Genomic DNA, 25,543 nt, shown 5'->3' with positions numbered 1-25,543 from the left:
GCGTGAGCACTAATACATTAACTCAAATGTCTCTGGAGCCTTTTAAGTTCGGTAAACACAGTATTACTCTCTATGAACTTTTAGGCCCGACTGCCATTTCACGAACTAAAAAGAAATTTCCAGCTTACTCCGATTCCGAAATTTTCACTGCTCTAAGAGAAGTAGCTCGTTATCTCTACCTCACTGCGAATTCAGACACATCACTTTTTTTCCCAGGCAATCAGCTTATGGACGATGTCTGGCATTCATTCATCATTGAGACTGCTGAGTATAGAACTCTCTGTTCAAAACTGAGACCAGGATATTTTCTTGAGCACTCTGGAATGCGTTTCAATGAATACACGTCAACTCGATCTGCTGAAGAAATAAATAATGAACAGCTTTCTTGGCTTGTCTCATACTTTGATAACTTCGGCCCTTTCTCAGAAGAATCCTTTGCTATGATTGCTCTGGCCCAAGACCTGGCTGCAAGACTGAATTTTGACAGAGATAAGCTTAACCAATTTGCAGAAAAGCTTTACGCTCATGCAATTCAAAATAAATCGAAGGCTCCTTTTGACTTAAAAACTTACCTCAATGAAATTTCATCATCACTGGCCAATATTGCAAACGATCCTCGCTCTTTGGAAATTGCCTTACGAAATATATTAAGCGGTCTTTGTGACGATAAAAAAACGCTGCCGACAAACGAGGACCTAGAACTCGTTTATACTTTCTCCACTGCTTTAGGATTTACACTTTGGCAGCACTTAGCTGCGGTAGAAAGACTTCAAGGATATGAAGAATGGCAAGCAAACAATCAAGTATTGTGGCAAGAAATTTTAAATGCACAAAAACTTGTCGGTCTCGGGACAACTCACCTCGCTCATGCGGGAAAAGCTCCACTCTCTGGTGTTTTAACTAATAATGAATATCTCATTACTGGAACCATTCCATGGGCAACAGGAACCGGAATGTTTGACTATATTCTGCTGGCCTTTGAAGCTGGAGAAGATCGAGTTTTCAGCATTATTCCTTTTCCAACGACTCTCAGAAAAAATGAAACAGTTGAAGTTATCCCTTACAAACTTTCTTGTATTAACGGATCAAGTACATCGCGAATTAACTTCACTAATTTTTCAATTACAAATGACCAAGTCATTTTTTTAATGGATAAAAAAGCTCCGAGACCAAACCGAAAATCACAATATGTTTTCCCTGAAATTGGCATGGCCGTCTCTGCGATTAATATGGCAGAAAACATTTTATCAACTTCTCACAACCCTAGACACCAGAAAGCGAAAGAAGAAATCTCTGTTTTAAAGAAAAGACTAAGTGATTTCAAAAGTGACTTATCCCGCATTCATGAACTGGATTCTGTCCTGGTTTCATATCAAAAAGACGAACTTATTCGCGATGCCGTTCGCTTTTTAATTCTAGCAGCTGGTGGTAGTGCAATGTCTTTAGACTCCCTTCCATCTAGGCTGCTTGCTGAAACAATGCTACTAGATGTTCTTATTCAAGATCCAAGGCTCATTGAACATAAGACCACTACAACATGCCATGAATAAGTTCTTTTTTAGCCTCATTCTTTGCACATCACTCTTTTATGGTCAAAACTTAAAGGCCAGCACTCTACAATATTGCATCCCTGTGGAAGAGATAAATTTCAATCCATTCAGAGAAATCAAAGATGGCAAGGAACTGGCCTACCTTTTACTGCTTAAACCTTATATTTCAACTAAAACCGAAGACCTGCCACTAATTGAAGCTTATGAATTTTCTCCAGATGGGAAAGTTTTTACGGCCAGATTATCTGCAAATGCCAAGTGGGCAGATGGAACTCCTGTTTCGGCACAAGAAGCCGCACTTGGAATTGCAAAAGGTTTTCTCTATCGCCCAATTGGTGAACGAGTTCATGTGCTCGGAGGCGAAAAACTCTTGAAAGAAAATTCAGCCTCAGGAATAAAAATTATTAATAGTAAAACTTTTGAAATCACATTTGATTCAACAATTGAAAATTTAACTGGTGCAATCAGAGAAGCACTCACTGCGGGATCACGCCATAACCGCGTTTGGCCAGTTCGTTCACATACAAAAAAACAGATTGAGTACCTTTTTAAAAATAAAAGCACCGTCTCAGAATTTAATCCTCAGACCCTGGAGATGAAAGGTCACCAGATTGAATTTGCCTCATCTTCTAAATGCAAAACAGCAGACTTTACCATTTATCCTGAAATAATCACCACGGACATCAATCAATATGTGGGCAAGAAAAATAAAAATGCTCAGGCCATAACTCTTCAACTCAACACTAAAGAGCTCGATCTCAAAACGAGAAAGGCCCTTGCGACCTGGATAAGAAAGGCCTTTTCGCAACTGCCACCGAATTCAGGAATTGTAGAAGTTCCTTCATTTTTTCTTGAAGGAGAGCCCGGCTACACCGTTCATAAATACTGGAGCTCTACTTCAGATATGCAAAGGCTCAAGAAAATGAATCTAAAAATAGGGATTGAAATCCCGTCTTTCAAATCGATTCTAGAAAAAGCAGCTACTGCAGAAGGCCTGCAAATCACTTTTTATGATTTCCCACTAAAAGAAAGCTCCATTCATGGACAAGTTCTTTCTTCAGGAATTCACAATGGGAGACAAATTATCCTGCAAGACATTTTGAAATGGAATATGGCGTCTACCTTTTTAAAAGGTGCTTCAAAAACAAAAAAGTCACTTGAAGTCATTGCGGAACGTTCAGCTTCTACTATTCCACCAGATGTATCAACCCTGCAAAATTTTGAAAAAATTGCTGCTCAAGAATATTCAATCATCCCCTTAGGGAGAAGATATGTCACCACCTATTCAAAAAAAGGCTCAGGCATTTACTTGAGTTGGAGCCCCTCAGGAGAATTGATTTTTGAATAGCTTCTCTTCAAAGCACCTTATAATCTTTGCGATCTTAAGTTTAACGTTTGCTTTAGGCTCAAGCCTCTATATTTCTGAAAAGCAAGGTCGTTTTTTTTCTAACGACTTACGAAACCGTGAGATCTCTCTTCTCTTTGGTGCCATTGAGGCGGGACCTCTCGCCATTGCCCGTTTGAACTCGAGTGCTTTTTCTCAAGAAGCAATAGATAGATTGATGCAAAATCCCAGTCTAAAAGGAAGAGCAATTACTTCAGCTAGCATTTACGGTGGACCTGATGGCAACTATCAATATGCAAAGTGGGAAGACGGAAAAAGTGTTTCTAAAGAATGTTTAGCGAATGTCGTAAAAAATTTTTCATACCCGGATTCTCTTAATTCGTTTCAAGTCACTATCGAATACGATAAATGCAGTTTATTAATTGAAGAAAAACAAATTTATAAAATTTCATTAATTGCGACATCGTTAGTTTTTCTATTAGTAACTATTGCCTTAATCCTGGCCATTTTTCCCATCGTAACATCCTTGCGATTGGCATCTTCATTTCTCACTCGACCGAAAGAAAAGTCAGATGTAGAAAAAATTAAATTCCTTCCTTTAAGACACATGACAAAACTCGCCCTTAAAAGCTTTGAATTAGAACGTGATGCTGTCTTGGCGCAATTATCAAGACAAGTTGCTCATGATATTCGATCTCCTCTTTCTGCTCTTAAAATGGCCTTAAAAGACATTGATACTATACCAAATGATTATCAAGCCATGATTCGCAACTCGATTCAAAGAATCAGCGGAATCGCTAATAACCTTCTTCAAACCAATCTGAATATTCAGGAAAAGTCCCTGCAAGCGGAAGAAGAAGTGCTGTACCTTGCACTCGATACAATTATCACTGAAAAAAAGATACTCTTTAGAGACCGCCCTGACCTAACTATTGAATTCAGCTTTAAGGCCGACCGCTTCTTATTCGTTTCGATAAACAAAATTGAATTTCATAGAGTTCTTTCAAATCTCATTAATAACTCTGCCGAGGCAATGGTTGCTGGTATCCAGAAAATAAAAGTAGAAGTCGAAAGAATTGATCAATCAATCCAGATAAAAATTATCGACAATGGCAAAGGCATCCCTGCTAGTATTTTAGAAAAAATTGGAAGCCGTGGCTTTTCATATGGAAAAAATAATAACGAATCCGGCTCTGGGCTCGGAATCTTCCATGCAAAAAATACGATTGAATCTTTTGGCGGTAATTTTACAATTCAATCAAAGGAAGATGTAGGCACTGAAATAACAATACGACTCCCCATTGTTAAAAATCCTATCACAGATAATCACTTCTACGATTATGCCTATATTGAAGACGACAATCTTATTAGACTTGCCTGGAAAAAAAGGGCAGAAAAACAGAATATAAAACTCATCCTCTTAAAATCAACTGCTGAGTTCATGCAATATGAATCACAGTTTTCAAAAGAGCTTACTAAAATTTATATTGATAGTGATTTAGGTGAAAGAGAAAGAGGAGAAGATTTCGCCATAGTTCTTCACTCTCTAGGTTATCAGAATATCTATATGTCTACAGGCTATGATGCAAATCACTTTGCTCACATCCCTTGGTTAAAAGTCACTCCTAAAGAATGCCCTTTTTAAATTCTATCTAGCCTTGTCTTTTTCTGCCTGATACTGGCGATAATCGTTAAAAAGTGGACTGCTATAAACAATACGAGCGAGGTCTCTGTTTCTATCATTTAACAGAGGAACGAACATGCTCTTACCATTATAAGAAAAAGTTTTAACCGGAATATCGTAAATCTTATCTTGATGACGAACTTTAATAATGAATGAATCTGCAGGAGTAATACCATAATTTTTTAAAGATTCTTTCTTCAAGAAGGCCAGGTTTTCAGAATTCATAACCTGATCACCGTCAACAGCTTCCGCTCCAGGCGCTCTTGCAGCCTCAGCTTCTGCCTTTGCATTAGCATTGGCACCTGTACTTCCAGCACTAGATTTAGAAAGTCTTCCGGCCGCAGCAGATGAACCGTAATCATTTCCAGCAGAACTAGATCCGAAATCATCGCCCGCGGCATTTCTTCTTGGATCAACAGCATTTGATGAGCTTCCTGTTCCACTAATACCACGGCCACTAATTTCTCTATCAGTCAGCTGATTTTGCCATCCACGAAGTCTTGATTCCCACGCATTTAAATTATCGCGGTATTGATCTAATCTATTTTGCTCTGCCTGACTTAAATTAACTGGCCTAGAAGTCTCAGCACTAGCACCCTTTGGAGCAAGCATCATACGATTATTTTCGCTCACAGTTGCAAGCTTTTGATCATCAGTTCCTTTTACACTATTGATAGCGTCTGCTAGTTCAGCACGGAGTTTTTTCATTTCTTCTGTGCGGTCACTATCTACAGATGAAGCATCCGATTTCTTCGCTTTCGCAGAAACAGTATCTCCTCCACCTTTCATATTATTATGAACAAGAGATCTTCTGAAATCTTCGTTAGAACTATTTGGGTTAGATGAGACGAATGAATTGAATCGTTCGTCGTTTCTCATCATCATTTGAGCGTTGTTCACGTCTGTTTGTCCTTCTTGCTTCATGGCCATTTTGTTTTGGGCCGTTTGTGAAGAGGCTGAAAGGGAGATGACTCCTGGATCGATTTTCTTCTCTACAAATTCTGCTGTTTTTTCAGCAACTGTCATTGGTGTAATTTTTTTACCTTCGGCGAGAAGAGTTCCTTCAACACCTACGAAGTTTTGGTAGAAAGACGAGAACCCTTTTGATCTACCGCTATCACCATTTAGATAAGATTCTGATGAACCTTTGGCGTATTTTACTACTTCTTCGTCTTTTTCTAACGACTTCAAGAAAGTAATTTGCTTTTGAATTTGCTGATCACAGCTAGTGATATCATCAGATTCTTGACAAAGTTTTAGTAAATCTTCACTTCTTAATGGTCCACCATTTTTACACGAATTTAAACTTTTAACTTGTGGATTACTACAATCATAAAGATGGCAAAAGTTATCTACAATAATAGCGATATCATTTGTTGTGGGGATAGATCTTGTATCTTCAAGAAATTTTTCATCCCACGATGCCACTGTTTCTCCTTTCGTAAAAACAGCATTATCACCTTCATCTTCGCCTTCAGCATTCTTTAATCCACAACTAAATCCCTTGGCGATTGTACGGTTTACTTCCGTCTCTTCTCCTTCGCCTTTAAAAAATTCAGATGCAAAATCATCATTCATTGCCAAATGATCAAGATCATTACAAAGATATTCTTCAATATTTTTAGCAATCGTTTCACATTTATTCGCTAGAACCTTAGCAAACTGCTGCTGAGTATCCTTAGAATCGAAAAACTTATCAATAAAGACTTTTTGAGAACCATCTTTTGCTTGATAGCCTCTCATCTGTTGTTCAAACTTCTTTAAAAGGGCCGCCCCCTCTGGTCCTAAATTTCCAGCATCTTTAAGCATCTTAAACTGAGGGTATGTTTCATAAAACTTTTCAATTCTAAATTTTGCCGCGATTGCCGTTCCACCTGTCGCCTGTAATGAAGAAATAAAATCAACGGCCGCACTTTGACTAAACTGAGAATCCAAGAAGAAGTGTCCTGTTGTTCCAGAAGCCGGACAACTATTAACCTTTTTCTGCTTAGCTCCTCTTAACTCTCCCATCTTTGAACGCATTCTTTCTAAAAGATTATCTTTTTGTCCTTTAGCAAGAGAGGTCGTAGGGAATTTATTTAATAAATGAGCTAGTTTAGTAGCATAACTTTTTTCGTCAGACCCACCACCGCATTTTGGGCTTGCGATAACATCAAGACGACATTTTCTTTCTACTTCTTTTGAATCCATTCCGAGATCAAGACCAATCTGATCAAAATAACGATCCATAATAACGATTTCTTCTAGTCTTTGACTTGCTTTTGTAGCTAATTTATCAGCAAGCTTATCGTTAACTTTATCTTCAAATGCATTTTTAACTTTTGGATCATTAGAAACAGCTTTGGTTAAATTACAGTCAAATGCAGAAAGACTATTTAAGCCAATTCCGCCATTTTTCTTTAAGCATGGAATTTTTGCATCGTCTGCAATTGCAGATGCCAGAGTAAAAAATCCGGCCGTTGCTAAAATTAATAAGTTATTAAACTCTTTTCTCATTTCTACTTATATAAAGTTAAATACTCTGCCGGACATCGTTTTCCAGGCGATTTTGAATACTCCGCCCCGTTTTCACATAAAAACTTTATGAATTCATTCAATCCTTTCTCTTCAATATTCGCAAATCGTCTATTATTGAAAGCATATTGAATGTAATCAAGTACAGTTTGTCCTCGGCTATTCTTTGAATTAATAATCTTTTTAAAAGTTCCTGGATCTTTTTTATTTGTATAATACTTTTTTAGGTAAAGCATATACTGCATTCGATCTGTTGAATTCTCTGCAATAACATGAATCAATGGAGACATTGTCTGGGCAATATACATAGGTTCGCAACCAGCTTCTTGCCAATAACCATCAATATTTCCGTTAACAGCAGTTTCTTTCATTGAATCCATCATTTTTTTATTAAAATCTTTTTCGCCTCTTAAGCTAGGAACTGTCATACAGTAAGCAGAAAGATAGATAAAAAATGATTGTTCTTCCTGGCTCATCGCCTTATCCGAAACCATCGCAATCGCTCTCGCCGACCTATTGCCTGTCAAAGGAAACCCTGGTGCTAAATCAGGTGTACAAGTCACACAATCTTTTTGTAGCAATTTTACAATCTCTAAAGTGGCCTCTGACGGCTTTTGAGAAGTAGTATTTTGTGATGGATTCATAAATGCACACACTGCAAAGGAATGCATCGTAACCATAAGGGTGGCCAACAATTTTAAAGGCCTGTTTTTTAAAATTTGCAGTCTCATTTTTCCTAGTCCTAATTCTTATATTTTTAGAATTATAGGCTAGTTATCGAAAGATTAGGGCAAACACTTTAGTCGTGATATTAAAAAGATCGGGTAAGTGGCTTTTTTTACCCGTGTTAAATGGTAAAAATAGTCTGATTGTCATTTGCACTGTCGAAAAATTAGTCATTTTTCGGTGGCAAAAATGTGAGCTAATCAAAACGGGCAGGTCTTTCCGCTATTTTTTAGCCATGGGTAGAATTCGGGCATCTCATGGCTGCTGGCCATGAAAAGTTTCTGGTAACCGCTAAGGTTCAGAAGTTACTTTTATAGGATTATTCGTACTCAAGCTGTGTACAATGATAAATGCGATTATTTTAATTCTTTGATTTACTTAAAAACTCACGAGAAGACGCGAGCATTTTTTCGAAGGCTTCATTGGCGGCCTCAAGAATTTCTTGAGAGTCTTTGGTCTTTAGGTCCTCTTCTTCAAGCGATTCAATCATCTCTTTAAGAATGGCGAATTTCCCAATTGTGTCGTGCTTATATTTTTGGAAATCAGTGAACTTCACTTAATTCCCCTTTGCCCGACTTAATATGCTTATATAGCCTCGCCTGATTAATTTTTAACTGCACCAGGGTCTTTCTAACAGCATGGTTATTGTTGGCCAGAGCATGGGCTATAACTTCCTTCTCAATTTCTTCTAAAAACTCTGGAAGCCCCATAGTAAGGGCCATCTGCATCTGGTTTTTGGCCAGTAAGCTACCTTTTAAAGAGAAAGACTTTTCTTCCAGGTGTTTTTGAATGTCATCTTTTGAAATAAGGCCTTTATTATCAATTGCGATAAGCTGGAAAACTCGCTTTAGTTCGCGGATATTTCCAGGCCAGCTGTGATTTTCCAAAATCGTTTTTGCCTCTTTTGAAAGAACGACCTTACGTCCACTTTCCGAGACTTGAACAAGTTCTTTTTTTATCAAATCAAGGATGTCTTCTTTTCTTTCTCTCAAAGGCAGAAGTTCGACATTAAGACCACAAAGACGCTGGAAAAGGTCAAAGCGGAATTCACCTGATTTAATTTTTTCTTCCAGGTTATCCAATGTTGCTGAAATAATCCTGAAATCTGATTTAATAAGTTTGTCAGAGTTCACCTGATAGAAAGACTTCTCTTCAATCGCTTTTAAAAGCTTCGCCTGAAGTCCTTTTGACATCGAACCGATCTCATCAAGAAAAAGTGTTCCGTGGTTGGCAAGGGCCAGTTTTCCTTTAGAGTCTGAAGTTGCTCCGGTAAAGGCGCCCTTTGCATGCCCAAAAAGTTCTGATTCCAGAAGATCTTCGCTTAAGGCCGCGCAGTTTACCGCAACAAATGGACCGGGTCTTTTTGACTGCTCATGGATTTCCCTGGCCAGGAAAGTCTTTCCTGTCCCACTTTCCCCCAGAAGGCAAATCGGCAGTTCAGTCTGAATAACCGGGATAATTTTCTTTAAAATGTTTTTTTGTTCTTTTGATTTTGTCGGGAAAATTTCTTTAAAAAAATGATTTTCCAGATAATCGTTCTTGCTTAAAAGAAAGCGATTTAAAGTATCGGCCGTACTATTTTTCTCTGTTCCCTTGGTGTAATAATCATTACAGCCCAATTCATAAGCATGTTCAATAATCTCTTCGTCATGTAATGAAGACATGACCACGCTATAGATTCCTTTTTGAACGGTGATTTTTAAAATTTCAAGTCCTAACAACACCTCAGTGTTATCCAGGTTGAGATCAATGAAGCATAAATCAAAATTTTGGGCCAGTCTTTCTACCGCTTCTTCATAAGAAGAAGCTTCTACCACATGGTGGTCAGCAAGATGCGACTTAATTTTCATTCGCGACAGTTTATCGTCGTCGATCACCAGTATTTTAAGCATGGGCATTTTTAGCATAGATCAAAACACTTTAGTGAACCCATGAAATTAATTCATTAGAATCATCCCTTTAACCCTCTGATTACAGGCCAAAAAGAGCGGCCCGGACAAGGCCGCTCAAGGGTGGGCAAGGGTCCTTTCAGCTAGAAGCCTGAGTTCCCTTGAATAAGTTCATAGCGGTCACTTCTGTGCTTATCCAGAGAGAATTGCAACTGGTAGCGCTGTCCAGTTGGTCTGGTCAGGAAAACGTCTACACCATAGCTTCCCAGACAGGCCTGAACATAAGGAAGTGAGATTTCAACATCAACAATTCCAGCCTTTTCATTGATACTAAAGAGCATCACACTCTCAGGAAGAACAAAGCGGTCATTAATCCAGTTAAAAAAATCGGACTGAACTTCCACTTTATTTTCCTGCTTAAAAAATTGCATTTCTGCAGGAGTAAGAATAAGTCTTTCTTTATAAATTGCCACAGCTTCTAAATTTAGCGGGATATTGGTTCTTTTCCACAGCTCCGTCAAACGGATCACTTCTTTTAAAGTCAGCTCCCCTTTCGTGATTTTTTCGGCCAGGGTCACTTCCGAAAGACGCTGGTAATAATTCGCCACTCGTTTTCTATAAAGCACACAGCTTGGGACATCATTGCTTCCAACACCCCATCTGCGTCCTTCTCTTTCAAAAGCATTGGCAGACTCTAAAACAACCAAACAAAAAATTGTGAAAATTAAACCTTTCATCATTATTTCCTCTTTCCAAAGCCCATCATTCCCATGAACTCAATCGGACGGTTTTCAGTAACACTCTCAGTGACCTTGTGATCATTCTTAGCAATGTACTGATCCGTCTTTGATGAACCACCAAAGATGCTTGAGGCCACATCAAGAACAACAGCTGCGGCCTGGCAGTAAGTATTCGGGCATTTTTTTAAGGCATCAGAAGCTGTGCTCGCGCCGTTTTTCCCTGGTTCAACTGCATCGGCCGGCCTTACTGAATAACCAATTTTTGTAATCGCGATCTGGTCTAATACTTCCTGAACAAGTCTTTGCTTAATTGTCAGTGCCGTTTCCATTTTTGCTTGATCACACACTCGGCTGTCATCACAACTCATTTCCAGGTTAAACCATCCTGAGCTCTCCGCTGTTTCAATCAGCTTAGAAGTCGAAGATGTACTAAAAAGTCCACCAGAAGAAGACATCGATTTAATTTTCGAAGCAAGCCCGGACAAGTTATAAGTTGCCGTGTACTTGTAAGTCGCTCCGATTTCATACTTATAGATCATGTTCGGAGTGATAATGCCTGAAAGATCCTGGGCCTTGATTTTTTCCGGGATCGTTCTTTCAAAAGGATCAATTAATGGACAGGCCCCAAATAGGCTCAAGTCTAGTCTGCCTGAAAAAGAGCCTGGGCCGACATTGTTAAGATCACTCAATGGAATGGTCTGGTTAAAGGCCACTTGCATTTGTGAGTCAAACGGTGTCGTCTGATTGTAATTTAATTGAAGATTTTTTAATTGTACCGGAACAAACTCCACTGGGACATTTTGGTTTAGCTCTCTAAAGCTTGCCAGGTTGCTGTCAATTCCATTAGAGAAAAGAAGTTCAACTGATGCTCCCATCACTCCTTCAAGATCACCGAATTCATCGACAATCATTTTTCTTTGATCAAATAGCCCCTTAATGTCTTCAGCACTTTTTTTGGCCTTAACGGCATCGTTAATGTTGTTATTGATCGTCTTAAGCATTTTATTAAACTGCTTAATCTCTTTACAACGAGAGATGTCTCCAACAGTTCTTCCACTTACGGCCATTGAGCCGGTTGAAGGTGGAAGAACGTAGGCCTTCTTACAGGTCTTATCCATAAAATATCCCGAAGAGTTTTCCGGAACAACAATGTCACGGGCCACATCACATGATGTTGTGTAAATAGGACCGGCCCAAACAGATCCTGATAATGATAAAGCGATTGCCGCCGTCAATTTTAATTTCATGATTTCTTTCCCTTTAACAAAGTTTTTGCCAGTTGATTAAAATCGATGGCCTTTCCTTGTTTTTGACTTTCAAATTCAATGTATATAAATCCTGCTTCCCTTACTTTGAGTTCTTTCATTTTTAAGCAATCGTAGAGCATAGCTCCGAAAGCGATTGCTCTTTTGTCATGCTGAATTTTTTCTTCGTCCCAAAGACTTGAGCAAAGTTTTAGTTCCGAAGCGTAACTTTTTTCTTCTTCTGTGTACTCTGCTTTTTGATTTTCACCACGGCCGGAAGTTTCAACTGAATTCTCACTTCCGCCATTTTTACCGCATCCAACAAAGCACAAGAGAAGGAGAACGAAGAATAAAGTTTGAGTTTTCATACATCACCTATTCGTTAACAACTTCAACAAATACATCGCCCGAAACAATTGAAAGTTTCTGATTCGTCATTAATGACGTAGGCTTTGCGTAGTCAAAAGTTTGTCTCCACATTGATTCTGTCGCTTCACTTGACTCACCTTTAAGCTTCAATGACTTTAAAAGTTTTGCTCCTTTGTCTCCGTTTTTCAGGACAACGTCTTTTAAACGCTCATTGCCTTGAGCAAGTGACCACCCAAGAACCAATCCTTCATTAAATTTTTGAACATCGCGCTCAATAGAAGGGGAAACTTTTTTCATTTCATCGTTAAAGAGACGGTATAGTTCATTATAGCTTTTTTGATCAATCCAGTAGCTCAAATTAGGCATTGCCTTTTCATAAGAGATTGTCTGAGTCACTACCGGCTTAATAAAGCCAAGTCCGATATCACAGGCAATTCCCAGGTTCTTTGACAAATCCACAACGACTGTATCGCCATGAGCATTCTCAATCGCTGAATTCATAAGCTCTGAGTATTCTGAAATCTCATCATTAGCACTGCTAGTGTAAGGAGAGCGGTCAGTTGCCCCCAACTCTTCAACTGTTACTTTTCCGATATTCAGCTGATTATCAAAATCAGCACTGCTGTATGTTTTCCCATCTAAGTTAAAAGAAAAATCTTTTGCCACTGCACCTTTTTTAAAAACCAGTTCGGCCTTAAATTTATAGCGCCCACCAAGTTCTGCGTAATCGCGGCAAGCTTCTTCCAGACCTTTTTTCTTCATGTGATAGACCAGCTTTACTTTGTCCTTGCTGCTTAATCGGGAAAATCCATTAAAGCGCACTTTTCCACTGTTAAATTTCACCAGGTCAAATTCAACAAAACGTTTGTCTAATTCAACACGATATGTTTTTGCTTCAGGAGCTTCTAAAACAAGCTGATCCCAATTTGTTTCTGCCATTGCAGAGGTTTGAAACGCTAGTAATCCCATTATTAAAGTTGTTTTCATAATATCCTCGGTTTATTTTAAAATTATCTTTTTCCAAAAGTTGAAGAGTGTCTTACTGTTGTCGTCTGATGAGTTTCAAACGTCACTTCATCTTCAATCTTTGATGTATCCGAATTTAATTTCAGAAGCTCTGAAACTCCCGGGTAGTTTACAGTTACGTACACTGGTTCTTGGCGACATGATTTGTGACTGCTAAACCAGCTTGAGCTCGATTTACAGATTGTTCTGTATCCACCAACTTCTTGTCTCGTCTGCGCCTGGATTTCTTTAGCACGTGCCTCTGTTACGGATTTTAAAAGACCGTGTTTTTCCAGCTTCTCTTCAATTCTATCAAGGTGCATTTTGATAAACTTTCCAATAAGCGGTGCCATTGGATTTAAGTTCTCGCTTTCACCATCTCCGTTTTCAGAGAATACGATTTTTGAAAGATCTACTTCCTGGCCCTGGTCATCAATATCAATGATCAAGTTGTTTAGAACTCCACCTTCAACCATTGCACCTAAGAACTGGTCTCTTGAGAAAGCAGTGTTCACAATTCTTTCCTGGATACGTGAAAGAAAATCTCTCATTTCCAAAGTCGATTTCATATGCAGTCTTACTCCTGCCTGAACTCTGACCTGGTAGTCGTAGTTAAGAGCGACAGCTGAATGAAACAGGCTTACTAAATCTTCTTCATCAGTCGGATTTAAATCCTTTCTCTTGGCCAACGCCGAACAGTAACTAACGGCCGAGATGTCAACAACACCACTCATTGACCCATTCATGTTGATAAGAGTCGTCTGAGGTGAATAATAATCTTTTTCTTCTTTCGTTGGAATGTAGCGAGTCCCCGGGAAATCAATTTTTAAAACAGATCTTCCTAAGTATCCTTTTGCATCTTTTGACGAAATTGCCAGCAATGAATCAATTGTCTGGGCCGGAGCAAATCTCACAGGAAAAACGCGCTCCGCTGAACTGACAGCATTTAGGTTTTCTGTCTGGAAAGCTGCCACTTCATCCATAATGTCAGACTCTACTCTTATCTGAGCTCTTAGAGCTGAAGTGTTATAGAATGGATCAAGGGCCACATTTCTTTCTTTAATCAGAGATTCTTTAGCCCCCTGGAAATAATCCAGTTTTTCTTTTAAGACTCTTCTGTCACTATCACTGTTAGCATTGGCATAACTCTCTTGAAGCTTCTCAATCGTCTCATCAAGCTTTTCAATTTTAGCATCAATCTTATTTAGTGAATTAACCACTTGTGTGTAACGGTTACAAATTCCAGCATCAGCTGTCACATAAGGTTTAAGGACTGTTTTTCTCATATTAAGTGACGGAAGTACGTAGGCCGTCTGACAGTCTTTACTAAAATAAATCTGTGCAGACGATCTGCCTTTTGGAACATTGACCTCACATGAGTACTGAGGTTTTAGCACTGCAAACTGCCCATCAGCAGGTGACACGCCAGCAAAAAGCGATTGACTTAAAAGTAGCATTGAACTTAAGCACATTGTTTTTTTCATAATTCCCCCTAACGTGTTTTTGGGTGTGTTAACCACCACCAAAATGATTTAATTTTATGCTTTACCGGATGTTCTCTAAGATAAGCTTCGCGTTCATAACCGCAGGCCATCCACTTCGGAGGCACATACCCTTCACTCTGTCTTTCAAATTCACTACTGATGCCAACTTCGATATAATCAAGCTCTTTTGAATTTTCTTTGCGAATAAACTCGATATCGTATTTTTCGTCTTTCCCCGTCTCTGGGTCTTCATTCCAATCTTTCAGGCGATAAACAAAGGCCCTTTGGTTTTGAAAGGTCACTTGCTTTTGCCATTTTGTTTTTTCTCTGCTGATGAAAAAAGGAATGTAGCGCTCACCTGAACGGTTGATCACCACAATGTCTGCGGCAAATGAACTAGCGTTGTCGTCTGCGGGTGCATTCAAGTCACAAACTTGCAGTTCAATAGAGCAAGAGCCAAGATTGAAGCTTCCTTCATAAGGTCTAAGGAATTTAACGGCCTCAACGGCACTGGCATTTTCTCTAATTGATTTCGAGCAGCCCCATCCTGCGTGAGCATAGGCCGGCAAAAGACACGTTGAAATAGCTAAAGACAGTACCCAGTTTTTCATAATCATTCTCCAATACGGAGACGCTATTACAACCTGAGTGCCAACTTTTTTGGAGTCTAAGCACTTAATAAGACTACAACAATGTATTCAAAATGTATTGGATATGGATATGGTCGTATCAATATTGATACGAGGAAAAGACAAAAAAGCCTCGCATAAAGCGAGGCCTTTTAGAATCATTGAAATGATATGGGATTATTTTTTGTTAATAGCGCCGTTAGTGATATTTTTAAGTTTTAAATACTCAGCTCTCTCGCGTTTAACTTTTTCTTCCTGGTCGCGCTTTAAGTCAGCTACATCTGTAATACTTGCCGGCTCACGCTCTTTACCTTTCTTAGCAAACTTCTTGTCACTAACTTTACCTTTAACAATCTTTTCAAAGATTGGGTTTCCTTTGTCATCAAGAAGAACCTTACCGTCTTTAACGACTGGAATGATTTCTTTAACCAGACCACCTTCTTCGATGTAAAAAGGTGCTCCATTAAGTTCCATAATTCGGTTAGAAATCGTCTGATTTGCTTTTTCCGATGTCAAACCATCAATTGTCGTAAGAACCAGACCTGAGGCCAGAGTTGTCGTTTTAACTCCATCGTTATTAGATGTCGAAGTTAACACTGCACCTGAAGAAGAGGCCACTGATCTTGAAATCGATGATCCAGATGTCGGTGAGGCCTGTGACGATCTTCCTGAATCAAAATTTTCAGCGGATTGTGATTTCGCCGTTGCCGACTCTCCTCTTGTGTAACCCATTACCGGAGGTGAATTGTAGCTGTTATAATTTGATGCTACTGATTTTTGTACTTCTTGATTCTGAACCGGAGCACTCGCGACGGCCGCTTCTTTTTTCGACTGAGACTTAAGGTCAGTGATCTGTCCCCTTAATTCTTTAATCAATGCATTTTCTTCGTCAATTTTCTTTTGTTTTACTCTGTCGGCCTCAGCAGCTTCGCTATCGGCCTTCATTTTCTCAACTCTTTCTTCAGCTGCCGAGAGACGCTTCATCAAGTCATTAACTTTGTCGTTCATCGCGCCCGAAGCCGTTGTTGCTGAAGAAGAAGACTCTGAGCTTGTGGCCTCATCCTTTTTAGCATCTGGCTGAGTCAGCGCAGCCTGGTCCACGAAAGTCGATCCAAACTGGTTTGCATTGTACGAGTCTGCAAAAGTGCTGCTGTAATTATTCATTGGAATCTGATTACTGATAGCATTGTTAAATCCACCGGCAAGCCCCTCTGTGCTTTCTTCGTGAACCTGAATATCGCCTCCAGAGCTGCTCTCACCTAATGAGCCGGCCCCAGAACGAGAACTATCGCTTTTACTAGTATAATACTCTCCGGTCTGGCCGATATAGTTAGTAATTGAATCATTTCTGGTAGCGTCTTTTGTTTCACTATTATTTTCATGGCCGTCATAAACCATACCACTAGTCATTGAAGAGGAAATATTGCCAAATAGATCTATACCTTTGCCGTTTAAACTGTAGCTGTCACTTCCTAAATCAAACACTGTACAGCGCTTGGCCTCAATGAACATATTAATCTTGTCTTCATCACCTTCTTTGGCGCTCGCAAGAATCTTCAGGCGGTCATAGTCTGAATCTTGCTCTACTTGTTTTGAAGAAATGTGATCGGCATTAGTCGCATCCTTCGGAAGCATTTTACCGTCAGCGATACCAGTGACCTCGATACAAATATTTTGCATCTTTTTAGTGTTTTCACAGAAGTCGCCTTTTTGCAGGATTTCTGTGACACGGTTTTTTCTATAACCTTCAAATTTTTCAACGAAAGATTCTTTAGTCAGGTCTTTATCTGAAAGAATGTCCGAGAGTTGCTTGTACTTCGGGCTCTTCTTAAGCAGATCAGTGTTAAGCATAGAACCAAAATCAATTGCCAGGACTGGATCATTTAACTTATCCAGCATATCACTTCCCATCTCATCAAAGAACAGGTCCATCTTCTGATCGGCCGTGGCCTTTTTAAAGTGTTCAGAGGCGACAAGTGATGAGAGTTTCTCCATTCTCACTTTATCATCGGCCAAGTTTTTAGCGTTGGTCGCATTCACTCTGTTATAAAGGAAATCGAGCATGAAATTTGAATTTTCTTTTGGTTTCTTTAAGGCCTGCTTATAATCACTATAGTTTTCTACGACATCATTTCCACCCAGTTTCTTATTAAAACATGAGCTTCCTCCTGAACACTTCTCCTGGAAATTTTCAAAAATCCCCACAAGAAGCTCTGGGCGACATGATTCATTGCCCTTTAGTACAAAACGATTTTGGCATCCCTTTTCCATCAAACTATATTTTCTAAATGCAAATCTCTTAAGCTCTTCCAGGCTTTCCATCGAGTCGATACTTTGCTTAAGAACATTTTTACCGTAGTCTTTAGCAACAATTTTATTAAGAACCATGTTGATATTGCCAGCTTGAGAGTCATCCCACATCTTTTTACATTCAATGGCCTGCTGACATCTGGTCAAGCTGTATCTTTCTAGCCCTGAAGCTGCAGATTTGCCTTCGTAACAAGAAGTATATTTATTAATATTGTTTCCGTTAGCTAAAAAAGCGTCCAGTCCATGAGTAGGTGCCGCTAGAAACAGGTCGTCCATATCGCACGATGTGGCCTTATTAATGTCGCCGAATTGGAGTCCAGGAGAGGCCGCTCGGTCTCCATGTTTCAATTGAGCGTAACTGTTAGCACTCAACATCATGACGGCAAAAAGGTATGTGAAAATCTTCATACAAGACTCCTATCTAATCTATCTTATCGGATAAATTGTTCTAAACTTGAGAAAAGGACTCCGGTACAATAAAGCCATTGTAAAATTGGCTATTTAAGTAAAGCTTCGCAGTTTCAATTTCGCCCCAAAAATTTGTCATCCCCGAGTTAAGTGGTCTAAAATTATCTCATCAATAAACATTTATGGAAGGAATCAGATATGTCTAAACTACTAAGTAGCGAACAATCCGCGTATTGGAGTGAGCTGGCCCAGGGTTATGTCTGGAAAAAAAAGTGGGACAACCTTATTAGCGGGGATTTTCACAAGGCCAATGTAACGTGGTTTAATGGCGCCGAACTCAACATCACTGAAAACTGTCTTGACCGCCATCTTGAAAACAGAAGAAGTAAAAAAGCACTCATCTTTGAACCCAACAATCCAAATGAGCCTTCATCATTTTTAACTTACGGCGAACTTCATTTAAGTGTTTGTCGTTTTGCTAATCTTTTAAAGTCTAAAGGAATTAAAAAAGGCGACGTCGTTTGTTTCTACATGGGAATGACTCCGGAACTGATGATTGGTATTTTAGCTTGTGCCCGCATTGGCGCTATTCACACGGTAGTCTTTGGTGGATTCTCTCCTCTTTCACTGAGAGGAAGACTTGAAGATTCAAAAGCAAAACTGATCGTCACTCACGACGGAGCTTACCGCGGGGATAAACTTATCCAGCTTAAGGCCATGGTCGATGAAGCGATAGAAGGACTTGATTCAGTTGAAACGGTTTTGGTTGTGAAAAGAACAAATAATGAAATCACGATGAAAGGTGGTCGCGACTATAATTATGAAACATTAATTAAAGGAGCTGAACTTTACTGCCCACCAACTCCAGTGGAAGCAGAACATCCTCTCTTCATTCTTTACACTTCTGGATCAACAGGAAAACCAAAAGGGCTTCTGCATACAACGGCAGGATACATGGTTCACGTAGGAAAAAGTTTTAAAGACGTTTTCCAATACAAAGAAAATGATATCTTCTGGTGTACGGCCGATATTGGCTGGATCACTGGACATAGTTACATGACCTACGGGCCACTCTTAAATGGTGCGACGACAGTCATGTTTGAAGGTGTTCCAACATTCCCAACTCCAGCACGTTTTTGGGAAGTTGTTGAAAAGCACAAAGTCACTCACCTTTATACTGCCCCAACTGCGATCAGGTCGCTGGAAAAATTCGGGCACGAGATCCCGGATAGTTTTAAGATGTCATCGCTTAAAGTTTTAGGTTCTGTGGGTGAGCCGATCAACGAAGAAGCTTGGCACTGGTATCACAAACACGTAGGAAAAGAAAAATGCCCGATCGTCGATACCTGGTGGCAAACAGAAACAGGAGGAATCCTGATTTCTCCACAAGCAGGCCTTACAAAATTAAAACCTGCTCACGCGACACTTCCACTTCCAGGAATTGAGCCGTGCTTAATGGATGAAAACGGAAAAGAAATCAAAGACCTGGTGGCCAGCGGGAACCTATGTTTGAAAGCACCTTGGCCTTCACTTGCCAGAACCATTTACGGGGATCACGAAAGGTTTATTCAAACTTATTTCTCTACGTATCCTGGATATTATTTTACAGGAGACGGAGCAAAGAGAGATAGTGACGGCTATTACCGCATCACTGGACGTGTCGATGATGTTATCAACGTTTCTGGCCACAGAATTGGAACGGCAGAAGTTGAAGATGCCATTAATGAGCACCCATCAGTCATTGAAAGTGCAGTCGTTGGACTCCCACACCCGATCAAAGGCCAGGGGCTCTACGCTTTTGTTATCCCTGTTGATGGAGTTGAAGATTCTGAAACTCTGGAAAAAGAAATCCGTGAGACTGTTAATAAGATTATCGGGCCAATTGCTAAGCCGGATATTATTCAAGTTGTAGAAGGTCTGCCAAAAACACGCTCAGGAAAAATCATGAGACGTATTTTAAGAAAGATCGTTGAAAACGAGATTGAAAGTATCGGCGACACTTCAACTCTTTTAAACCCAGAGATCGTAGAAAAACTGATCGCCGGGAAAAAAGAGCTGAACTGCTAGTTATTTTCGTTGTTAATTTTTGTAATGTGAGCTTCTATCGTTTTTAAAGCATATGGTAGAAGCTCTGGTTTAAGCCCGACATACACGACATCGAGGATTTCCTGTAGGTTTCTTCCCATCTTTAAAAGTTCTTTGATTTGATTCTCGCGCTCTTGCCTGTGCTTAAGCGTTTCTGAAATCTTATGAGTTCCACCAATAATAATCCCATGACTTGGGATTATATTCTTTGGGTTTAAATCAATCACACGTTGAAGAGAGTTGAAGTACTTCTTCATATCCCCTTCAGGTCCTCCGATCACAACTGTTCCAATAGTCTGAATTAAATCACCGGCCAGAAACCAGCTTAGGTTTCTTGGAGCAATGGCAAGTTGTCCTTCATCATGCCCTGGAACTTCGTACACGATCACATCGTGACCTAAACTCTTGGTCAGAATATCACCTTCTTTTCTAATCACGACTTCGATACCTTTAAAGTACTCAGCACCGATGATTGTATATGTAAACTGACTCATCTCCATTGGCACTTTATATTCTAAAGCGATATCGCGTGAGAATTCATAGTGATCAGGGTGGTGGTGAGTAATAAGAATTCGGTCAAAGCCAATTTTATTCACTGACTTTAAAAACTTCTTAAGTTCTGCTTCGTCCTTAGGAGATGGATCAATTAAGTATTTGATGGCATCTTCATCGCCGATAATAAAAGAGTTCGTGCGATTTGCCGGAGGAAATGTGTGTGAGAGCGGAAGAAATTGTCTAACGCCATAAATAGACTCAATCATCGGCACTTCTGTTTCCGGGTCATGAGGAAGAGACATTTCAATCGGCGTATTGTGCAGGGGATTTTTTTCAAAGGTTTTTAATAAAACAACAGCTGGTGGAACCGCAAGTACATGCCCCTGGCGGTAGCGCTCAAGTAAATTCTTTGGCGTATTCCACTCTCCAAACTCAACTTCGCTTGGATCGAGACTAAACTCCTTAGGAGTTTTAAGGTGAATTTTAATATAATAATTTTTAAATCTATAAGGATTGAATTCAGGTGTAATCGCTAAACCGATATCTTCAATCGCTTCAACTTCACCATTTTCAATGGCCGCCACTAAATCATAATTGAGCTCTTCTCTGACTTCGCGGATAAGTGCATGCAGAAGCTGAGGTTTCATATGAGCAGGCCAGATAGCATGAGGCAAGGCCTCTTCGCAGTCTGTTGCATCTACTTTTCCTCCGGGAGTTGCATAATAACCCGGGAAGACATTCAAGTAATTTTGTCTCTTAATAAAAAAGATTTGGTCATTGGTGGTAAATACGGCGGATACTGATTCTTTCATGCGCCTAGGGTATCACCAATAGACTTCTTTTAGAAGGTTTTGAACTCTTTTTTAAGGATAGGATCTTTAAGGACTTTACTGTTTTTCAGTAAACAAAGACGCAGTAGATGCGCCTCACCGACTTCTTTAGTAATAAAGCATTTCTCTAGGGCTTTTCCCATCGCTTCGGCCACAGCGCGAGAAGCTCCTTGAAAAGCTCTATTGCCCGATGGGAAGTAATAGTCGATGTGATCTTGATACAAGAGGGCCTGATCGTAAATGATTTGCCCTTTATCGAAATAATCGCCAATCATAATAATGTTTGGTTTAGGCGCAAGGCTCTGCGGGAACAGTACAGTTTCCTTAGAAATGAGGCGCTCAGTTCTGCCTGAAGGAATAAACCAAATTGAAGGCAGTTCATTGACTAATTTTTTATCTGAAATAAAACCTGAAGCCGTGAGTACCAGGTCCATCTTTTCTTTTTCAATATACTCAATCGCTTTACTCCATCCATCCTTGGTCTGTGTCCCCGTTTTATCGTAGACAACTAATGGAGTGATCTGTGCTTTAATTTTTTTAGGAAGGAATTTTAAAAATTCATTCAGAACATGCTGGCCATGAAAACGACCTGATTCACTAAGTTCTTTTGGTGTAACTTTAGCACAATTGTACTCATTGCTTTCTGTCATATCTAGTGTTGGAAGAATTTTGTGAGTTTTTGAATGAGTCTGAGCTTTATTTGAGCAAAAGCCGGTATCGACAATGGCAATCTTTAGGGCCCCTTGGGCAGAGGGAAAAAAGAAAAAGGCCGCTCCTAAAAGAAGCGGCCCTATAAACTTAGTTATCAAAAGTCGTTGGTTCTGGAATATAGAATGGATTATGTACGGCCTTATTTGCATATGCCTTATTATAAGTCTCTTTAAAATTCTTTTTCAAACTTTTCTCAAAAGAATTTTCCATATCCTTAAGAACTCCATTCGTTGCATTCTGGATCTTAAGTTTCATGTCTTTGTAGATCCCATCTCCACGACTCATTGCACTTGAAAGAGTTTCTTTCATTGCGATTGCCGAAAGAACAAATGGAAGCTTAGAAACCACGACATCACCAGCAGAAGCAGCTTTTAGAGCATTGTGGAAAAGTGATCCATCTTCTTCGATCATCTTCGCCCATTTTTTATCACGAGAGAAGATTCCACCTGATTCATCGTACGCTACGTTGATAGCAAGAACTTCAGATAGAGCTTTTAGCGAGTACACCTTGATTGTATCGTTTGGTGTATTGAAGTTTTCTGGAGTTACTTTTATCTTAATTTCAGCAAGTAGTTCTGCTGGAGTTAGTGCCAGTGACTGAGCAAGAGCTAAATCACTTGTGAATCCTCTTAAACTTGATTGCATTAAAGCACTCGACTTAAGAACACCAGTTGCTCTGTGTGGGTTTGTGAAGTGAACAGAGCGCTTTCCAAAAAGAAGCTTAGAAGCATCTTTCATAGATCCAATTGAATGGATGTTTTTTAGACCAGCATTTGAATCATCAACTAGAAGGAAAGTTGAAGACTTTGACTTTCCAAGGAAAGCGTTTAGCGACTTCATGCTTGTTGAGTTCGAGTCATCAAGAACCACTAGTACTTTTTGAGAAAGACCATTCGCAATTGTCCCAGCGTTTAGAGACTGAAGACTTAAGTCAAGGATAGAGACTTTTTCAGATCCACCCATCGCTTGTAGAGCATCAAGGAAATCGTTTAACTGAGCATCAGTATTAGCAACAAGAACTGGCACTTTACCTTTGTCAGTAAATTGTGCTTTTGCCATTGTCACGAAGTCTTGAGAAAGAACCCCGATCACTACACCGTTTTGCTCTACGCGAGCGCTGATCGCTAGATCGCGGTAAGCATCTTGTTCAGCATCTACCAAGATTTCAGCATCCGATAGAGTTACTGTTGATTGAAGAGATCCAACAACACTAAAGTCTTTAGTGATGATTGGGTTTTGTGAGTTTGTCTCAAGCTTAATTTTAAGCTCGCCCTTGTACTCGCGCTTAGAGTTGTTTGTTAAAGCAATTCTAAGTTTGTTTTTTGATCCTTTTAGTAACTGAGACTCAAGACTTAGACCAGATAGAGCTAGTGGGTATGCCACGCGAACTGTCTTTTGGTCAGCATCTTTTAGAATCGAAATATTGATCTTATCAAAGTGACGTCCTTCAACTGCATCCCCCGAAGTTAATGGAGACACAACTCTTAGAGCTGATCTGTATACTGTGCTTAGAGCAGTGTTAACTGATCCTTGAACTGCACCTTTAATTGTTACGATACTTCTAGCTGGAATGCTTGGAAGTTTTACTGACTGTCCACCTTCTAAGATCACCGATACGTTAGCTGCATCTTTAAATCCGAAGTTTCTTAGAACGACGTTGTGGTTTGTTGTCTCACCTGGCTGGAATACACCATCAAGAAGAGCGACACCCTTAATACCACCATCAAGCATTTCACTTGATACGAATTGAAGAACTGCGTTTGAGTTATAAACGGCCGTTACTTCAGCAATTCTCTTCTGACGGTAGATTTCTGTTTGAGTAGCAATGTTTGCGTTGAAAACATCAAGCTCAGTCTTATCAAAGTTTGCTGAACGGATATCTTCATATCTTTGAGCGTAAGCAGAAGCTTCGCTTCCCGTATAAGACGATTTGAATTCTGTACTTGATCTGTTTGGAGAAGCATCGAATTGAGCAAAAGCAATTCTGTAAGCTTCAGCTTTAACTAGAGGGTAGTCTCGGTTGTAAGCGCGAGCATCTGCCTCACGACGACCTTGATCGTAGTAAGCTGGGTAGTCACGGTTAACCGCTGAATCGTAAGCACCTTTATAAGATACGTCATATCCTTGGTTATAATCTGAATCAATTCTTCTTTGGAATTCAAAACGTGTGTATTGACGGTAAGTGAAAACGTATCCATCAGCAAATGCTCTTCTCATGATGTCTTTGCTGTGGTTGATGTTTGGTTTGTAGTTTGGTCCATTGAAGTCCCCTGGATAATCCGGGCTTCTTCTCTGGAAACTACCTGCAAATGTACCATCAAGGTTAATTGATTTTAATTCACCTGATTCAAGCTTTCTTGTTGTTTCAGCTTCACCGTTATTGCGTCCGTCAACTTTACCAGTTGAAACAGCACGCTCCATACCTGCTTTTTTACCTTGGTCGACACCAACCTGAGCCGCGTTACTTACGTCTGCTCTCTTGATTCCTGCAATGCGACCTTCTCTGTTACCAGCACTCGAGTTACCGTTTGCTGTTCCTTCATTTGTTCCATCTTTCTGGCCATTGATGCGCGCTCTGCTAGATCCATCGCGCTCACCTTGCTCAGCTCCTCTTCTGTAGAAGCGGTCTTGTCCGTCAACTGTTCCCTGAGACAGACCATCGTTTTGACCATCAACGTTTCCACGGTCGTTACCTAAACGGTAAGACATATCCGCTCCATCCATTGATCCATCTGATTGACCAACGCGAGCTCCTTCATTGTTAATTTTCTTAATTGCTAGAACTAGCTCATCTCTATAATCGTCTCTTTGGCGAGCAGCGATTTGCATTCTCTGGCGAGCGTCTTCTGCTTTTCTTCCAGCAAGGTTAAAATCGTTTCTTACCTGATCCAGGCGAACGTTAACCGGACCAAGCTCTAGTTTTGCTTGTCCTGCTTGCTTATTTTTTTCTAGGATTTGAGCATCAAGGCTTTCGATTTCTTTTTGTACAGCATTGATCGCTTCAGCGTTTACTTCCGGAGTCTTTTTTAACTCTTCAAGTTTTGCCACTAATGTCGCTTTCACGTTTTTAAGTGAAGCAGCTTCAGCTGTCAGTGAGTTCATTCTTTCTGTTAATGAACGCTGTTGTTGCTCCAGCACTCTTACATGGTCCCCAATCTGGGCCTGGGCCTGCTCTGCACGGGCAACATCGACTTTGGCATCGTCTGCGCGTCTGTTAACGTTGTTTAATTCTGGATCGTCAGTTAATCGGAAAGATTGATTTCCAATGTACCCTGGAATGTCGGCCGCCTGAACCACTCCTAAGCTCACGGCAATCATCAGAAAAAAGCGAGTTAATAAACGCATACGAAATCTCCCAAGTCGGCATCAAAAATAAAAACGACGATTTTTCAGGGCCATTTAGACACTAAAATAGTGCTAACTAGTCTCCAAAAATCGTCCATTATTTTGGTGGAGTTTATTGTCAGTGTGTTTAAAGCAATGTCTTTGCCAATTCTCTACAAAAAAGGCCGGATATAATTTGGG

Annotated in this window: 18 protein-coding genes; 4 read left to right on the top strand and 14 right to left on the bottom strand. The window is 39.9% G+C overall.

Annotation, left to right across the window (positions count from 1 at the left end):
- Nucleotides 1–2 precede the first annotated feature (2 nt).
- Genes ACN20O_RS16160 through ACN20O_RS16150 form a run of 3 tightly spaced genes read left to right on the top strand, consistent with a single transcriptional unit; the run spans nucleotide 3 to nucleotide 4,540 of the window.
- On the top strand, nucleotides 3–1,550 hold the full coding sequence (locus tag ACN20O_RS16160; RefSeq protein ID WP_491635102.1) for a UCP032817 domain-containing protein: 1,548 nt from the start codon (nucleotides 3–5) through the stop codon (nucleotides 1,548–1,550).
- Nucleotides 1,543–2,898 carry a hypothetical protein gene (locus ACN20O_RS16155; protein ID WP_491635101.1) on the top strand — a complete coding sequence of 452 codons (1,356 nt, stop codon included), beginning with the start codon at nucleotides 1,543–1,545 and terminating at the stop codon, nucleotides 2,896–2,898. The genes ACN20O_RS16160 and ACN20O_RS16155 overlap by 8 nt, the downstream gene beginning before the upstream one ends.
- The gene (locus tag ACN20O_RS16150) at nucleotides 2,891–4,540 is read left to right on the top strand and encodes a sensor histidine kinase (protein WP_491635100.1); all 1,650 of its coding nucleotides are present in this window, start codon (nucleotides 2,891–2,893) and stop codon (nucleotides 4,538–4,540) included. The genes ACN20O_RS16155 and ACN20O_RS16150 overlap by 8 nt, the downstream gene beginning before the upstream one ends.
- A gap of 3 nt (nucleotides 4,541–4,543) precedes the next feature.
- Here ACN20O_RS16150 and ACN20O_RS16145 read toward each other — a convergent pair whose 3' ends face one another.
- The 11 genes from ACN20O_RS16145 to ACN20O_RS16095 form a co-directional block, all read right to left on the bottom strand.
- Nucleotides 4,544–7,075, bottom strand: a complete 2,532-nt coding sequence (locus ACN20O_RS16145; RefSeq protein WP_491635099.1) for a hypothetical protein — start codon at nucleotides 7,073–7,075, stop codon at nucleotides 4,544–4,546.
- Between the two features lie 2 nt (nucleotides 7,076–7,077).
- The gene (locus ACN20O_RS16140) at nucleotides 7,078–7,824 is read right to left on the bottom strand and encodes a hypothetical protein (RefSeq protein ID WP_491635098.1); all 747 of its coding nucleotides are present in this window, start codon (nucleotides 7,822–7,824) and stop codon (nucleotides 7,078–7,080) included.
- Nucleotides 7,825–8,180: 356 nt separating this feature from the next.
- Nucleotides 8,181–8,375, bottom strand: a complete 195-nt coding sequence (locus ACN20O_RS16135) for a hypothetical protein (protein ID WP_491635096.1) — start codon at nucleotides 8,373–8,375, stop codon at nucleotides 8,181–8,183.
- On the bottom strand, nucleotides 8,362–9,726 hold the full coding sequence (locus ACN20O_RS16130) for a sigma-54-dependent transcriptional regulator (protein ID WP_491635094.1): 1,365 nt from the start codon (nucleotides 9,724–9,726) through the stop codon (nucleotides 8,362–8,364). The genes ACN20O_RS16135 and ACN20O_RS16130 overlap by 14 nt, the downstream gene beginning before the upstream one ends.
- Nucleotides 9,727–9,851: 125 nt before the next feature.
- The gene (locus ACN20O_RS16125; RefSeq protein WP_491635092.1) at nucleotides 9,852–10,448 is read right to left on the bottom strand and encodes a hypothetical protein; all 597 of its coding nucleotides are present in this window, start codon (nucleotides 10,446–10,448) and stop codon (nucleotides 9,852–9,854) included.
- The gene (locus ACN20O_RS16120) at nucleotides 10,448–11,695 is read right to left on the bottom strand and encodes a hypothetical protein (protein WP_491635090.1); all 1,248 of its coding nucleotides are present in this window, start codon (nucleotides 11,693–11,695) and stop codon (nucleotides 10,448–10,450) included. The genes ACN20O_RS16125 and ACN20O_RS16120 overlap by 1 nt, the downstream gene beginning before the upstream one ends.
- Nucleotides 11,692–12,060, bottom strand: a complete 369-nt coding sequence (locus ACN20O_RS16115) for a hypothetical protein (protein WP_491635088.1) — start codon at nucleotides 12,058–12,060, stop codon at nucleotides 11,692–11,694. Before ACN20O_RS16115 ends, ACN20O_RS16120 begins: the two co-directional genes overlap by 4 nt.
- A gap of 7 nt (nucleotides 12,061–12,067) precedes the next feature.
- The gene (locus ACN20O_RS16110; RefSeq protein ID WP_491635086.1) at nucleotides 12,068–13,048 is read right to left on the bottom strand and encodes a hypothetical protein; all 981 of its coding nucleotides are present in this window, start codon (nucleotides 13,046–13,048) and stop codon (nucleotides 12,068–12,070) included.
- Nucleotides 13,049–13,071: 23 nt separating this feature from the next.
- Nucleotides 13,072–14,550 carry a hypothetical protein gene (locus ACN20O_RS16105; RefSeq protein ID WP_491635084.1) on the bottom strand — a complete coding sequence of 493 codons (1,479 nt, stop codon included), beginning with the start codon at nucleotides 14,548–14,550 and terminating at the stop codon, nucleotides 13,072–13,074.
- An 8-nt stretch (nucleotides 14,551–14,558) separates the two neighbouring features.
- Nucleotides 14,559–15,161, bottom strand: a complete 603-nt coding sequence (locus ACN20O_RS16100; RefSeq protein ID WP_491635082.1) for a hypothetical protein — start codon at nucleotides 15,159–15,161, stop codon at nucleotides 14,559–14,561.
- A gap of 195 nt (nucleotides 15,162–15,356) precedes the next feature.
- Nucleotides 15,357–17,897, bottom strand: coding sequence for a hypothetical protein (locus ACN20O_RS16095; RefSeq protein ID WP_491635080.1), 2,541 nt, complete (start codon nucleotides 17,895–17,897; stop codon nucleotides 15,357–15,359).
- 198 nt (nucleotides 17,898–18,095) lie between these two features.
- Between ACN20O_RS16095 and acs the strand changes: the two genes are divergently transcribed.
- Nucleotides 18,096–19,964, top strand: a complete 1,869-nt coding sequence (gene acs / locus ACN20O_RS16090) for an acetate--CoA ligase (RefSeq protein WP_491635078.1) — start codon at nucleotides 18,096–18,098, stop codon at nucleotides 19,962–19,964.
- Here acs and ACN20O_RS16085 read toward each other — a convergent pair.
- From ACN20O_RS16085 to ACN20O_RS16075, 3 genes are read right to left on the bottom strand one after another with little or no spacing between them, the layout of a single operon-like run.
- Nucleotides 19,961–21,289 carry an MBL fold metallo-hydrolase gene (locus tag ACN20O_RS16085; RefSeq protein ID WP_491635076.1) on the bottom strand — a complete coding sequence of 443 codons (1,329 nt, stop codon included), beginning with the start codon at nucleotides 21,287–21,289 and terminating at the stop codon, nucleotides 19,961–19,963. The two genes, acs and ACN20O_RS16085, sit on opposite strands and share 4 nt — an antisense overlap.
- A 29-nt stretch (nucleotides 21,290–21,318) precedes the next feature.
- The gene (locus ACN20O_RS16080; protein WP_491635074.1) at nucleotides 21,319–22,116 is read right to left on the bottom strand and encodes a hypothetical protein; all 798 of its coding nucleotides are present in this window, start codon (nucleotides 22,114–22,116) and stop codon (nucleotides 21,319–21,321) included.
- Entirely contained in the window at nucleotides 22,106–25,363 is a 3,258-nt protein-coding gene (locus tag ACN20O_RS16075) for a hypothetical protein (RefSeq protein ID WP_491635072.1), read from the bottom strand. The genes ACN20O_RS16080 and ACN20O_RS16075 overlap by 11 nt, the downstream gene beginning before the upstream one ends.
- Nucleotides 25,364–25,543 lie beyond the last annotated feature (180 nt).

Source organism: Bacteriovorax sp. As-1, assembly GCF_058446905.1.
Note: the sequence above shows the minus strand (reverse complement) of the source record. Positions and strands in the feature narration are given on the sequence as shown.

What these genes read in the sequence shown, in the direction of transcription:
- ACN20O_RS16155 (WP_491635101.1), top strand. Translation starts at nt 1,543, where the DNA reads ATGAATAAGTTCTTTTTTAGCCTCATTCTTTGCACATCACTCTTTTAT.
- ACN20O_RS16145 (WP_491635099.1), bottom strand. Translation starts at nt 7,075, where the DNA reads ATGAGAAAAGAGTTTAATAACTTATTAATTTTAGCAACGGCCGGATTT.
- ACN20O_RS16140 (WP_491635098.1), bottom strand. Translation starts at nt 7,824, where the DNA reads ATGAGACTGCAAATTTTAAAAAACAGGCCTTTAAAATTGTTGGCCACC.
- ACN20O_RS16130 (WP_491635094.1), bottom strand. Translation starts at nt 9,726, where the DNA reads ATGCTAAAAATGCCCATGCTTAAAATACTGGTGATCGACGACGATAAA.
- ACN20O_RS16125 (WP_491635092.1), bottom strand. Translation starts at nt 10,448, where the DNA reads ATGATGAAAGGTTTAATTTTCACAATTTTTTGTTTGGTTGTTTTAGAG.
- ACN20O_RS16120 (WP_491635090.1), bottom strand. Translation starts at nt 11,695, where the DNA reads ATGAAATTAAAATTGACGGCGGCAATCGCTTTATCATTATCAGGATCT.
- ACN20O_RS16115 (WP_491635088.1), bottom strand. Translation starts at nt 12,060, where the DNA reads ATGAAAACTCAAACTTTATTCTTCGTTCTCCTTCTCTTGTGCTTTGTT.
- ACN20O_RS16110 (WP_491635086.1), bottom strand. Translation starts at nt 13,048, where the DNA reads ATGAAAACAACTTTAATAATGGGATTACTAGCGTTTCAAACCTCTGCA.
- ACN20O_RS16105 (WP_491635084.1), bottom strand. Translation starts at nt 14,550, where the DNA reads ATGAAAAAAACAATGTGCTTAAGTTCAATGCTACTTTTAAGTCAATCG.
- ACN20O_RS16100 (WP_491635082.1), bottom strand. Translation starts at nt 15,161, where the DNA reads ATGAAAAACTGGGTACTGTCTTTAGCTATTTCAACGTGTCTTTTGCCG.
- ACN20O_RS16095 (WP_491635080.1), bottom strand. Translation starts at nt 17,897, where the DNA reads ATGAAGATTTTCACATACCTTTTTGCCGTCATGATGTTGAGTGCTAAC.
- acs (WP_491635078.1), top strand. Translation starts at nt 18,096, where the DNA reads ATGTCTAAACTACTAAGTAGCGAACAATCCGCGTATTGGAGTGAGCTG.
- ACN20O_RS16085 (WP_491635076.1), bottom strand. Translation starts at nt 21,289, where the DNA reads ATGAAAGAATCAGTATCCGCCGTATTTACCACCAATGACCAAATCTTT.
- ACN20O_RS16075 (WP_491635072.1), bottom strand. Translation starts at nt 25,363, where the DNA reads ATGCGTTTATTAACTCGCTTTTTTCTGATGATTGCCGTGAGCTTAGGA.